Genomic DNA, 13,343 nt, shown 5'->3' with positions numbered 1-13,343 from the left:
GACGCAGAAGAGGCCCCGCGGGCAGATTCACAGAGAGTCTGCCCGCGGGGCCTCTCGCTGTCCGCGTGACTTTTGGCGCGTGATCTTCACCGCGTGGCCGTCACAGTCCCAGATTCGTGATCGTCTGTTCGGCGATCTTCTGGGCCTTCACCGACTGATCCTGGGCCGTCGTGACGGTGACAGCTTTGTTGTCCTTGAAGACCGAATAGACAGCCCCGCCGCCGGGGACGCCGTACTCACTGTCGGAGGTGCCGCCGCGTCCTCCCGACCAGCCTTCCGGCTGCAGGGCCTTCGTGGTGGTGTCCACCGGTGCCGCCCAGTTCACCACGGCCACGGCGTCCTGATGCGTGGTCATCCACCGGACCTGCACCACTGCCTGCGGGACCTCCTCATAGGACCAGTACACACAGGTGGGTGTTTCGAACCGGGTGTCCAGGCTCGTTCCCGTCCACCGCTCACCGGTGAGCTCTTCGACCACGCCACCGTCCAGGTACGGGCAGGTCGCGTCCCGTGGTCCCGCAAGATCGGGGGAGGTGTCCGCAGGTAGTTCTGACCCGTTGACCGCCGGCCAGTTCTGTTCGGAAGTGATCCCGGCGTCTGAGGTGACCGCAGGGGAATCGTCGGAGTCTGTACAGGCGGACAAGACCAGGGCCGTCAGTACCGCGCAGGCTGTTGCGGCTGCGGACGAGACCGCAGCGGAGAACGGATGCTTCATTGAGCGGCCGACCTGTCGCCGTCGATCTCCCACCCGTCGGTGTCTTTGTCAATGCCGGAGACGATGATCTCTACCGCCCGTGTCCGCAGGAAGTTCCTGGATGGGCATCGTGTTTCATCGTCAGGCATACGGAAGATCTGGTCGAGGGTGCTGATCAGCAGGGATGCCACGAAGTGGGTCTGCTGAAGCGAGAAACCGAACTCGATGAGTCGCCGACCGTAGGTCCGGAACGGGACGGCGACGAACCTCGTCACCTGGTTCTCGTAGCCGGAGACCACCTGTGGAAGCTCCGGGTATCTCAGACACAGTGCCCACCATTCGTCGGCGGCCCGGCGCAGCGAGTCCTGCCAGCTGACCGCCTCGGTCAGCGGAGCAACTTCCGAGAGGATGCGGTTGAGGCATTCCTCGAGCAGGGCCCGGTGGGAGGGGAAGCGACGGTAGACCGCGGCTGTGGTGACGCCCAGTTCCCGGGCGACGGCGGCGACGCTGAATGAGCGCAGACCGAGCTCCATGGCGGTCCTCACGACGTCATCGGCAGAGAACCGGGGGCGGCGACCTGCCTGGCGGCGGTGGGCGGCAGTGGCGGCGGTGTGGGTGGGGGTGATGCGAGGTGTGGGGGTGGCGTGTGCGGTGAACGTCATGGGTCAAACGCTAGGCTGCCAGGGGATTCTGCGCGCTTTTTGGTGCCGTGGAGAAACTTACAGCCTTTCACCGGGGGTATTGAATGCCCTTCATAAAGGGTGTCGGGGCCTCCGGCTGGACAAAGCCGCCACGGAGTGAAACTAAAACATGTTGTACTCTTATACCGTTCTGCGGTGAATGAGATGAACCTTCAGGTTCGCACTATGGCTGCGGAGCCGGGTCGGTGTACCGACCGCGTCCTCGGCCGTGAGCTTCGCCCGGCGCCCGGCCATCAGTCCTCCGGCTGGTAGCTGCCGTGCTCGCCGAAGAAGGCTGCGGCCTGCGCCAGGATCCCGTCGGCCAGCTCGGGACGGCAGATCAGCACGTCCGGCAGGTAGGTGTTCTCGTTGTTGTAGACCAGCGGGGACCCGTCCAGTCGACTGCAGTGCAGGCCGGCGGCCGCGCACACCCCCACCGGCGCGGCATTGTCCCACTCGTACTGGCCACCGGCGTGAAGATAGGCGTCATTGTCGCCCAGCAGTACGCTGATCGCCTTCGCGCCGCAGGATCCCATCGTCACCAGTTCCATGCCGGTCTGCTCCGCGACATGCACCGCGACCTGGGGAGTGGAGTTCCGTGAGATCACCAGACGGTTCGTGGGATGTCCCGTCACCGCCCGGGACTCCCCGGTGGTGAACACCTGGCCCAGATCGGGCATCCCCACCGCCGCAGTGGTGACGGCACCGTTGACCGCGAGGGCGATATGCACCGCCCAGTCCTGGCGGACGCCCGCGTACTCGCGGGTGCCGTCGAGCGGGTCGATGATCCACACCCGCTCCTTCTTGAGACGGATCAGGTCGTCAGCGGCTTCCTCGGAGAGGACCGAGTCTTCCGGACGGTGAATGGCCAGTGCACGGGCGATCCACTCCTGGGCGATGGAGTCCCCGGCATCCCCGAGTTCACCGTCACGCAGCAGTCCGACATTGCGGACACCCTTGAGGATCTCGCCGGTTCCCTGGGCGAGGCGGCGGGCGAGGGTCTCGTCGTCAATCGTAGACGTCATGGGGACAGTGTAGCGGTGGTGCGGAACGACAGCCGGGTCGTGGTGTGGTGGGGCGCATATTTTTCCGCCCCTTGTGCTGTCGGTGACCCCGGCTCCACCTACGCAGGTATTGACGACAACGGAACGACGGCGGCTGAGGTCGGCGAAGCCCGGCATCCGGCGTGCCCGGTGCTCTCGTGCGTGCCCTCCCCGGGAGTGCTGCTGGAGCCGGTTGCCGACACATGTGCCGACCTCGGAACGAACCGGATGTATGTGCCAGCATCTGCTGCCGCACTTTACGGGTGGATCGCGACAACCATTCCTCTGTCGAGTGTCACGACCCGGTCAGCGGCCGTCGCCTGGTCGCGGTCGTGGGTCGCGATGATGACGGTGACCCCGGCGTCCTTCTCCTCGGCGATGGCCCGGCTGATGAGGTCCGCGGTGGCGGCATCCACTGCCGACAGAGGTTCATCGAGCAGGAGCAGGGGTGCTTCCTGTGCCAGCCCCTGGGCGATGAGCGTGCGCTGACGCTGACCGCCGGAGAGGTCGGCGAGGGTGCGGTCGGCGAGGTCCGTGATCCCGGTACGCTCCATCGCCAGGTGTACTGCGGTGTGGTCGGAGCGGTTGAGACGGCGCACATACGGCAGATACTGCAGGATGCTGTGCCTGCTGCGTCCACCAGCCCAGTGCCACCGTCCCATGGCGACGGTGTCATGGACGGTGACCGGGAAGAGCTCGGGGATCTGGCTGTGCTGGGGGACGATGCAGATGTTGTCCGGTCGGCCGGTGATCCGACCGTGTGAGGGGGGCAGTGTGCCGGCGAGCAGGCCGAGCAATGTTGACTTTCCGCAGCCGTTGGGTCCGGTCAGTGCGGTGACGGATCCGACCGGGAAGGCCACGGTGACGTGGTCGAGCGAGAGGCTGTGCCCGTGGCCGGAACCGGGGTTCCGGCCGTAACTGTGACAGACGTCGTGGAGGGAGACAGTCTCGCGCATATCTTGATGGTAATGATAATCATTACTACATGGAAATCCTGACCGACCCTTTCGAGGTCTCCTTCGTGTTCCGGGCCCTGCTGGCCGGCAGTTTCACCGCGGTGCTCTGCGCCTGCGTCGGCACCTGGGTGGTGCTGCGCGGCCTGGCCTTCTTCGGTGACGCCATGAGTCACGGCATGCTGCCGGGGGTTGCGGTGGCGTCCCTGCTCGGGGCGAATCTCATGCTCGGCGCCGCTGTCAGCGCGGTGGTCATGTCTTTCGGGGTGGTGGTCGTGAGTCGTGCGACGCGACTGTCGAGGGACGTCAGTATCGGTCTCCAGTTCATCGTCATGCTGTCGCTGGGTGTGGTGATCGTGTCGCACTCCGGGTCGTTCGCGGTCGATCTCACGGCGTTCCTCTTCGGTGACGTGCTGGGGGTCGGATCCACTGATGTGCTGACTATCGGCATTGCGGCGCTGGTCGGACTCGTCGTCTGCGTGGTGATGCACCGGCCGTTCACGGCGTTGACCTTCGATCCACGCAAGTCGCAGACCCTCGGACTGCGCCCCGGATTCGCCCATGTCGCAATGCTCATCCTCGTGGCGTTGGCGACGGTCGCGTCCTTCCAGGTCGTCGGGACGCTGCTGGTCTTCGGTCTGCTCATCGGCCCGCCGGCGACGGCGGTGCTGCTGGTCCGGGGGATCGGGCGGGTGATGGTGCTCGGCGCAGTGCTGGGGGTGACCCAGGTGTATGTCGGGCTGCTGGTCAGCTGGTACGCGGAGACGGCGGCGGGGGCGACGATCACGCTGCTCGGAGGTTTGACCTTCCTCGTGGTGTTGGCGGTCCGGGAGGTGGTGTGTAGAGTTCATTCCGCTAACGCACATGACAATCATTTTCATGAAGAGGAGATATGAGACGACCGGACACCACCACGCGGCTCGTTGCCGTCACAACCGCCACACTTGTTCTCGGACTCGCTACCGGCCTCACCGCCTGTGGATCCGGGGACGACGGCACCGGGCAGGACGCAGGCCAGGACACTGCTGAGGCATCCCCGCACGGCTATGTCGAGGGCGCTGAGGAAGCCACCGAACCGCAGCTGCGGCTCGCCGTCTCGGATGCGGACTCCGGCACACTCACCCTGGTGGACCTGCTCACCGGTGACACGGTCCAGACCGAGGACGCCGCAGAACTGCACGGATCCGACAACCGCTACCTGTTCACCACAGGGGAGGACACCACCACGGTGACCGACTCCGGCGTCTGGACCGTCGACCACGGCGACCACTTCCACTACTACCGCTCGGAGCCCGGCACGGTGGGCGAGGTGCCCGCCGAAGAGCCCGGCCACGTCATGTCCGCGGACACCCGCGTCGCCTTCTTCGATGACGCCACCGGCGACGTGAAGGTCTACCCGCGCGCCGACATGGACGATGACGTTCTTGCGCCGGTCACCGAGTTCAGCGCCGGAGCGCACCACGGTGTCGCCGTGCCATTCGCGGATCAGGTGGTCAGCACCATCGCCCCGGAGAAGGACAGCGCTGAACTCCCGGACACCCTGGCGGTCTTCGATGAGGCGGGGGAGAAGTCCGACCTGGCCGGAGACGCCGCCTGCACCGACATCCACGGCGCGGCCACTGTCCGCGACGCCGTCCTGTTCGCCTGCGCCGACGGTGTCCTCACGGTCACGGAGAAGGACGACCCGGATACTCTCACTTCGACCCTGGTTCCTTATCCGGAGGACGCCGACGGCCGTGCCTGGTCCCTGGCCGCCGGTCGCGACCTGGTCGGCGTGCCCTTCGAGGGCGGTGGACTGGGACTGCTCGACCCGGAGACCGGAACCTGGACCGTCGCCCCCACTGATGCGCCCGTGACGTCCGCCGCCGTATCCCCGGACGACGGCTCGGTGCTCGCCCTCGACGAGGACGGCACCGGATACACGGTCGACCCGCAGTCCGGGAGGATCCTCGCCGACTCCTCACTCGTCGAGGTCGGCCGGAGCGGGGCCGAGGGTGCCTCTGTGGTGCTCGGTACCGAACGCGGCTACGTCTCGGACCCGGCGTCCGGCACCGTCACCGAACTCGACGTGGCCGACGGACTGCGTGAGACCCGCGAGTTCGATCTCGGCGGAGCGCCCGGTGCCCTGGCCGTCACGGGAGGTAAATGATGCGCCGACCATTCAGCCTCCGCGTACCCGGCGCCGTCCTGGCCCTGGTGCTCGGTGCCTCCGGCGCGGTCGCCTGCACCGGCGATGACGGGAAACCGGACATCGTCGTCACCACCAACATCCTCGGTGACGTGGTCACCCGGCTGGTCGGCGACACCGCCGAGGTCCGGGTGCTCATGAAACCGAACGCCGACCCCCACTCTTTCGGCATCTCCGCCAGGGAGGCCGGGGAGGTGGAGAACGCCGACCTGGTCGTCGCCAACGGACTCGGTCTGGAGGAGGGGCTCGGCTCCATCCTCGACAGTGCCCGCGGTGAGGGCGTCGAGGTCCTCGAGGTCGGCGAGCTGGTCGACCCGCTCGACTACACCGCCGGTGCCGACAACAGTGCCGACAACGGTGCCGACAGCGCCGAGGCAGCGAAGGACCCGCATTTCTGGACTGATCCGGCGCGGATGGTGGAGGCCACCGGGATCATCGAGGAGAAGCTCACCGACGAACTCGACGGTGATGAGGCGGACCGGGTGCGGGAGGCTGCGGCGTCCTACCGCAGTGAGCTGGAACAGCTCGACGCCGAGGTCGCCGAACTGCTCGGGTCGGTGCCGGAGGACAACCGGAAACTCGTGACCAACCACCACGTCTTCGGCTACCTCGCCGACCGGTTCAACTACCGGGTCATCGGCGCGGTCATCCCCGGCGGCACCACCCTGGCCTCCCCGTCCGCCGCCGACCTGCGGGACCTGTCCACGACCATCCGGGACAACCACGTCCCGGCGATCTTCGCCGACTCCTCCCAGCCGCAACGCCTCGCCGAGGTCCTGGCTCAGGAGGCCGGCGTGGATGTCGAGGTCGTGGCGCTGTTCTCGGAGTCCCTCACCGAGCCCGACGGTGAGGCCGGGAACTACATCGACATGCAACGCACCAACGCCGAGCGCATCGCCGACGCGCTCATGCCGCGGTAGACATCCCCACTTCATCCACTGACTTTTTCAAGGAGATACCCCCATGAACCGTTCCACCCGTACCCGTCGTCGCTCTGTCGCGGCCGTGCCTGCGGCGCTCGCCGCCACCGCCCTTCTCCTCGCCAGCTGCGGTGACAGCGACAGTGACAGCGGCGACAGCACCGCCGCCGGCACCTCCGCCGCAGCCTCCGCCACCGGAGAACACGACCACGCCGCCGAGCCCGAGGTCGTCGAGGCCGCGCAGCCCCGCATCCTCACCACCTACGACGGTGGCATCCTGACGCTGGATGCCAACACCCTGGACGTCATCGCCGACGAGAAGATCGAGGGGTTCAACCGACTCAACCCGGTCGGCGACGGACGCCACGCCCTGGTCTCCACCTCCAAGGGGTTCCAGCTCTTCGACGCCGGTGTGTGGACCGAGCCCCACGGCGACCACTCCCACAGTTACGCCACCGACCCAGAGTTCACCGATGTCGTCTACAGCGTGGACAAGCCCGGTCACGTCGTCCGCCACGACGGGAAGACCATCCTGTTCAGCGACGGTGACGGCAAGATCCAGGTCTTCGACAGCGCGGCCTTCCTCGAGACGACCGGTGAGGGTGACGCCCCCGAACCGACCGTCACCGAGACCGAGCCGCATCACGGTGTCGCCATCGAGATGTCCGACGGCACCCTGGTGCACACCGAGGGGACCGAGGAGTACCGCGACACCGTCGTTGCCGTCGACGCGGACGGTCAGGAGACCGCCAGGAGCACCGGGTGCCCCGGCGTCCACGGGGAAGCCGCAGCGCAGGGTGAGGCCGCGGCCTTCGGCTGCGAGGACGGACTGCTGGTCTACAAGAACGGCGAGTTCACCAAGATCCAGGCGACCGAGAAGTACGCCCGCACCGGAAACCAGGCGGGGTCAGAGGAGTCCACCGTTGTCCTCGGCGACTACAAGACCGATGAGGACGCCGAACTCGAGCGTCCCACGAAGATCACCCTGACTGACACGGCGGCGGGCAGCACGAAGGTCGTCGACCTGGGTACCTCCTACAGCTTCCGTTCCCTGGGACGCGGCCCGGCCGGTGAGGCTCTGGTGCTCGGCACCGACGGTAAGCTGCACGTCCTCGACCCGGAGTCCGGCGAGGAGACCGCGGCCTGGGACGTCATCGACGAGTGGGAGGAGCCGATCGAGTGGCAGGACGCCCGCCCGACGCTGTTCGTCCTGGGCGACCGCGCCTACGTCAGTGAGCCTGACACGAAGGAACTGCACGTCGTGGACCTGTCCAACGGTGAGGTCCTGGCCTCGGCGGAGCTGCCCGAGGCTCCGAACGAGCTCACCGGCGTCACCGGGTAGCGGTCCCCGGCCGTTAAGGCGCACGAAGCTGTCCGGTCCGCGTGGTTGACTGGTGGGCATGACTGCTGACCCCCTCGACCGCTTCTTCGCGCCCGTGGCGTCCTGGTTCCGCGAGGTCTTCGTGGAGCCGACGGTCGTGCAGTCGCAGGCGTGGGACGCGGTGAGTCGTGGTGAGCACGCCCTCGTCGTCGCCCCGACCGGTTCCGGTAAGACGCTCGCCGCTTTCCTCTGGGCACTGGCGCGGCTGACCTCCGCCGGGCTCATGCAGGACGGGGCGGGGGAGACTGCACGCGAGGGGACCCGCGTCCTCTACATCTCCCCGCTCAAGGCCCTCGGTGTGGATGTGGAGCGCAACCTGCGCGTCCCGCTGGCCGGGATCGCCCGTACCGCCGCGGCCACCGGCACCGACATCTCCCCGGTCACCGTCGGGGTGCGCAGCGGAGACACCCCGCAGTCCGAGCGGGCGAAACTGCTGCGTACCCCACCGGACGTGCTCATCACCACGCCCGAGTCGCTGTATCTCATGCTCACCTCGAAGGCTGCCGGCACGCTCGTGGACGTGGACACCGTCATCGTCGACGAGGTCCACGCTGTCGCCGGTACGAAACGGGGCGCGCACCTGGCGTTGAGTCTGGAACGTCTGGATGCGTTGGTCGCAGACCACGGGGGATCCGTGCAGCGTATCGGCCTGTCGGCGACGGTGAATCCGGTGGACACCGTGGCGTCCTTCCTCGGCGGTGACCGGCCGGTGACGGTGGTCAACCCGCCGGCACACAAGCTGTGGGACGTGAAGGTCCGCTCGGTGGTGCCGGACTTCCGCGAACCACCGGAGGTTGAGCCGCTGGTTCCCGAGGACGCCGCGGACGCAGCGGGCACGTCTGACCCCGACATCCCCGTTGACGACGCCCTCGTCGGCCCCGGCCTCATCGGGGAGGGAGTCGGTGGGATCACCGACGCCGGATCAGGACGCCGCGTCGCGTCCGGCGTGGACCGTGAATCTGCCCTGCCACAGCAGAAGTCCGTGTGGCCGCACGTGCAGCGGGCGATCTACGAGCAGGTCATGGCCAACCGCTCCACCCTCGTCTTCGTCAATGCCCGACGCACCGCCGAACGACTTACCGGCGCACTCAACGAACTCTGGGCCGAGGAGCATGATCCGGAGTCCCTGGCCGCGCCCACCCGCCGTGACCCCGCCCAGCTCATGGCACAGTCCGGGTCGGTCGCCGCTGCTCCGCAGGTCATCGCCCGGGCCCACCACGGGTCGGTGTCCAAGGACGAGCGCGCGGACATCGAGCAGGCGCTCAAGGAGGGGTCGCTGCGGTGCGTGGTGGCGACCTCCTCCCTGGAACTCGGCATCGACATGGGTCTGGTCGACCATGTCGTGCAGGTCGGGGCGCCACCGAGCGTGTCTTCGGCGGTGCAGCGGGCAGGACGCGCCGGGCACTCCGTCGGCGCGGTCTCCCGGGCCACCGTCTACCCCCTGCACCGTCAGGACGCCGAGGCCGCGACCGTCATCGTCGACCGCATGCTCGCCGGTGACCTGGAGCCGCTGCATGTGGTCACCAACGCCCTCGACGTGCTCGCCCAGCAGACCGTCGCCCGGGCGGCACAGGCCGAGTCGACCGGTGGCGACCCGGTGGACGTGGAGGAGTGGTTCCGCACCGTGCGCCGCGCCCACCCTTACGCTGCCCTGCCGCGGGAGGCCTTCGACGGTGTCATCGAGCTGGTCAGTGGCCGGTACCCCTCGACCGACTTCGCGGAGCTGCGTCCCCGCGTGGTCTACGACGCCACCGCGGGCACGCTTGTCGCCCGCCCCGGGACCAGGCGTGTCGCCGTGACCAGTGGCGGGACGATCCCGGACCGGGGACTGTTCGGCGTGTACCTGCCCGCCGACGGGGAGAACGCCGGAGGACGCCGCGTCGGTGAACTCGACGAGGAGATGGTCTACGAGTCCCGGGTCGGGGACGTGTTCACGCTCGGCGCGTCTTCCTGGCGGATCAGTGAGATCACCCGTGACCAGGTCATCGTCACCCCGGCGGCCGGGCACACCGGACGCCTGCCGTTCTGGGTGGGGGACGCCGAAGGCCGGCCGGCGGAACTCGCGCCGGTGATCGGGGCATCGCGTCGGTCGTGGGGGACCGGTGGCGACGGTGACCTGCGGGCGGCGTCCTTCCTCGACGAGAACACCCGGGCCAACCTCGACATGTTCTACTCCGGGCAGCGGGAGGCGACACAGGTCATACCGGATGAGAAGACACTGCTCATCGAACGTTTCCATGACGAGGTCGGGGACTGGCGCGTCGTCATCCACACTCCCTGGGGCCGGTCGGTGAATGCGCCGTGGGCGCTGGCGATCGGTGCCGCACTCGCGCGACGGTCCGGCATCGACGCCATGGCGGTGGCAGGGGACGACGGTATCGTGCTGCGCCTGCCGTACACCGAGGAGCCGCCCGGGATGGAGCTGTTGACCGGCGGTGCTGACGATGCCTCTCCTGTGGTCGCAGAGGTAACGGACGCGGTGGGCTCCTCGGCCCTGTTCGCCGGGCGGTTCCGTGAGTGTGCCGCCCGTGCCCTGCTGCTGCCGCGGCGCAACCCCGGCAAACGTCAGCCGTTGTGGCAGCAGCGCCAGCGGGCCTCCCAGCTGCTGGATGTGGCCCGGCCGCACCCGGAGTTCCCGGTGATGGTCGAGACGATGCGCGAGTGCCTGCGCGATGTCTACGACCTGCCGGCACTCGAGAAGATCGTCGGCGCGGTCGGGTCGCGGCGGGTGCGCGTCGCCGAGATCACCACGGACACGCCGTCCGCGTTCGCCGAATCCCTGCTGTTCAGCTACACCGGTGCCTTCCTCTACGAGGGGGACTCCGCCGAACGCGCTGCCGCCCTGTCAGTCGACCCGGCGTTGCTCGCCGCGGTACTGGGTGCCCGTGGCGAGGGCCTGGAACTTGATGAGGCAGTGGTCGCCGAGATTGTCGCGGGGCTGCAGTGGCTCGCGTCCGGGCGGCAGGCCCGCTCGGCCGAGCAGGTCGTGGACATGCTGCGTGCCCTCGGGCCCCTGGCCGTCGACGAGGTCGCCCGGCGGGTCGATCCTGCGGTGCCTGGCGGGGTGGACGCGGTGTGCGACGAGGTCCGGGCGATGATCCCGCGCCGGATCTGCGGGGTGAAGGTCGGTGGCGTGCTGCGCTGGGCCGTCGTCGAGGACGCCCCGCTGCTCCGCGACGGGCTCGGTATCCCGGTGCCCCCGGGAGTGGGGGCACCGCTGGAGACGGTCCCCGATGCCGTCGACCAGCTCCTGCTGCGGTGGGCGAGAACGCACGGGCCATTCACCGCAGCCGAGGTCGCCACCGAGTTCGGACTCGGTGAGGCGACCGCGGACGCTCTGGCGAAGCGCTGGGTGAGTGGCCGACGGCTGGATACCGTGTCCGTCAGCGGGACAGACGGGGAACGGTACGTCGACACCGGCGTCCTGCGCAGGCTGCGCGCCGCGACCCTGGCGAAGGCCCGTGGTGCACTCGAACCGGTGAGCCGGCAGACCTATGCGTCCTTCCTGCAGTCCTGGCACGGGTTGGGCGAGGGGGAACGCGAGGACCTGGCTAGCGTCATCGAGCAGTTGGCGGGTGTCGCGCTGCCGGCGAGTGCCTGGGAGACCGTGGTGCTGCCTGCGAGGATTCCCGGGTATGCGCCTGCGGACCTCGACGATCTCATGACCTCAGGTGAGGTCGTGGTCGTCGGTGCCGGGGCGGCGTCGCCGACGGATCCGCTGGTCATGCTGCTGCCCGCGGACCTGGCGCCGCTGCTGGTCGCTGCGACCGAGGGATCCGATGTGCCGCTCGGGCCGGTCGCGCAGCTGATCCGTGACCGGGTCGCAGGGGGAGGGGCCTTCCTCGCCGCGGAGATCGGGCGTGCGCTCGGGGAGGCCGAGGACTCTCCCGGCAGTCCGTCGCATGATGCGGTGGACGCCGCGATCCGTGAGCTCTTCGACGCGGGCGTCCTCATGCCCGATTCCTTCGCTGCGGTCCGGGCCCGGCTGGCCGGTACCGGGATCACTGACGTGGCTGGTCACCGGGGTGGGGCAGTATCGAAGGGCGCGCACAAGGCGCCGCGGCGCGGACGCGGTCGGGGTTCCACCGCGCGGCTGCGCATGGGTCGCACCACCTTCGCCCAGACCGTGAGGTCGGAGGAGGTCCGTTCGCGCCGGGCGGCGATGAACGCCCATGCCGGGGTACCGGGACGTTGGTCCCTGGTGCCCGCGCCCGGTGGTGCAGCGGCCGACCGCGCGATCGCCCGTGGCGAAGCCTGGCTCGACCGGTACGCGGTGGTGACCAGGGGCTCCGTGATGGCGGAGCACACCGAGGGAGGCTTTGCTGCGGCGTACCGGATGCTCACCGCCTGGGAGGACAACGGCACGGTACTGCGCGGGTATGTCGTCGACGGTCTCGGTGGTGCGCAGTTCGCATCACGGGAGGTCATCGACCGGCTCCGCGAGATCGAGGAGGACGCGGTCACTGACCCGGGCGTTCCGGTTGTGCTGGCCGCCTCGGACCCGGCGAACCCCTTCGGCGCGGCGGTGCCGTGGCCGGAGGTCTACGGGGCAGGTGGTGACTCTCCCGGTGGTGCCGGGCGACCGACCCGTGGCGCCGGAGCGTTGGTCGTGGTACAGGACGGCCGCCTGCTCGCCCATCTCACCCGGGGAGGACGCAGTGTGCTGCTGTTCTCCCGACCGACACCTGGTGAGGGTGATGGTGCCGGTGGTGGAGGTGCCGGCAGTGCTGCCGTCGCCGCTGATCCGGCGGATGTGCAGGCCGTGGTGACGGGGTTGACGGCTCTCATCTCGGCCGGACGCCTGTCCCCGGTGACCGTGGAGAAGATCAACGGCACCGAGGTCATGGCGCTGGGTACGGCGACCCGGGCGTGGACCGAGGCGGGTGCCCGGTTCACCCCGAAGGGGCTGGTCGTGCGCTGACTCCCGCGCTGACCCACTCCGCACTCTGACGGTCGGATCCTCGAGTGGAGAAGGCGTCCGTCTCAGTCCCGGGACGGGTGCTTCCGGTGCGTGTCCTCGTTGAACAGTGCGGTCATCGCATCGAGGAACCCGATGACCGCCTCGCGCGCCTCGGCGGGGACGCCGCGCGCCACCTCGAACATGGCTTCGTGCATCGGGCCGGCCCACGCGGCAAGTTCCCGGTGGGAGCGCTCAGTCGCGCCCAGGAGGACGGCCCTGCGGTCCTCGGGATGGCTGTTGCGGGCCATATGGCCGGACCCGGTGAGCCGGGTGATGAGCTTCGCTGTGGCAGCGGTGCTGATCCTGAGCTGATCAGCGAGCTCCCTCGCGGTCAGGGGGTGACCGGACCTCTCGGCGGCGATCACACGGCGCAGGGCCTCCAGGTCGGTGCCGTTCATCCGCATGTCCGCGCCCAGCCGACGCCGCATCTCCTGGTCCGCGGTGCGGAACCGGCGTACTGCGGCAAGCAGTGCGACCGGCGGTGCCTCTTCGTCGTACCAGTATTCCCGGGGCATTCACGGGTC

General features: G+C 68.7%; 10 protein-coding genes. 5 read left to right on the top strand and 5 right to left on the bottom strand.

The window, feature by feature from the left end; all coding sequences use genetic code 11:
• Nucleotides 1-100: 100 nt before the first annotated feature.
• The 4 genes from Q0A27_RS03095 to Q0A27_RS03080 form a co-directional block, all read right to left on the bottom strand.
• Complete coding sequence (locus Q0A27_RS03095; protein ID WP_291473610.1) at nucleotides 101-715, bottom strand: DUF2020 domain-containing protein; 615 nt, start codon at nucleotides 713-715, stop codon at nucleotides 101-103.
• Nucleotides 712-1,356 (bottom strand): TetR/AcrR family transcriptional regulator, encoded by a 645-nt coding sequence (locus tag Q0A27_RS03090; RefSeq protein ID WP_291473609.1) that lies wholly within the window; start codon nucleotides 1,354-1,356, stop codon nucleotides 712-714. Before Q0A27_RS03090 ends, Q0A27_RS03095 begins: the two co-directional genes overlap by 4 nt.
• A 272-nt stretch (nucleotides 1,357-1,628) precedes the next feature.
• Nucleotides 1,629-2,399: a 3'(2'),5'-bisphosphate nucleotidase CysQ gene (locus tag Q0A27_RS03085; RefSeq protein WP_291473608.1), complete on the bottom strand. Its 771-nt coding sequence runs from the start codon at nucleotides 2,397-2,399 to the stop codon at nucleotides 1,629-1,631.
• 275 nt (nucleotides 2,400-2,674) lie between these two features.
• Nucleotides 2,675-3,373, bottom strand: a complete 699-nt coding sequence (locus Q0A27_RS03080; RefSeq protein ID WP_291473607.1) for a metal ABC transporter ATP-binding protein — start codon at nucleotides 3,371-3,373, stop codon at nucleotides 2,675-2,677.
• Between the two features lie 29 nt (nucleotides 3,374-3,402).
• Between Q0A27_RS03080 and aztB the strand changes: the two genes are divergently transcribed.
• The 5 genes from aztB to Q0A27_RS03055 are packed head-to-tail and all read left to right on the top strand — an operon-like array spanning nucleotide 3,403 to nucleotide 12,780.
• Nucleotides 3,403-4,266, top strand: coding sequence for a zinc ABC transporter permease AztB (gene aztB, locus Q0A27_RS03075; protein ID WP_291473606.1), 864 nt, complete (start codon nucleotides 3,403-3,405; stop codon nucleotides 4,264-4,266).
• Entirely contained in the window at nucleotides 4,263-5,519 is a 1,257-nt protein-coding gene (locus Q0A27_RS03070; RefSeq protein WP_291473605.1) for a hypothetical protein, read from the top strand. Before aztB ends, Q0A27_RS03070 begins: the two co-directional genes overlap by 4 nt.
• A complete protein-coding gene (gene aztC, locus Q0A27_RS03065; RefSeq protein WP_291473604.1) occupies nucleotides 5,519-6,478 on the top strand; it encodes a zinc ABC transporter substrate-binding protein AztC in 960 nt (319 codons plus the stop codon). The genes Q0A27_RS03070 and aztC overlap by 1 nt, the downstream gene beginning before the upstream one ends.
• Nucleotides 6,479-6,521: 43 nt before the next feature.
• Nucleotides 6,522-7,820 carry a zinc metallochaperone AztD gene (gene aztD / locus Q0A27_RS03060; protein ID WP_291473603.1) on the top strand — a complete coding sequence of 433 codons (1,299 nt, stop codon included), beginning with the start codon at nucleotides 6,522-6,524 and terminating at the stop codon, nucleotides 7,818-7,820.
• A 58-nt stretch (nucleotides 7,821-7,878) separates the two neighbouring features.
• A complete protein-coding gene (locus Q0A27_RS03055) occupies nucleotides 7,879-12,780 on the top strand; it encodes a DEAD/DEAH box helicase (RefSeq protein WP_291473602.1) in 4,902 nt (1,633 codons plus the stop codon).
• A 62-nt stretch (nucleotides 12,781-12,842) separates the two neighbouring features.
• Here Q0A27_RS03055 and Q0A27_RS03050 read toward each other — a convergent pair whose 3' ends face one another.
• Nucleotides 12,843-13,334: a MarR family transcriptional regulator gene (locus tag Q0A27_RS03050; protein ID WP_291473601.1), complete on the bottom strand. Its 492-nt coding sequence runs from the start codon at nucleotides 13,332-13,334 to the stop codon at nucleotides 12,843-12,845.
• Nucleotides 13,335-13,343 lie beyond the last annotated feature (9 nt).

The organism is Corynebacterium sp. (assembly GCF_022712275.1).
GTDB lineage: Bacteria > Actinomycetota > Actinomycetes > Mycobacteriales > Mycobacteriaceae > Corynebacterium.
The sequence above is the reverse complement of the archived record's forward strand: the minus strand, read 5'-3'. Positions and strand labels throughout refer to the sequence as shown.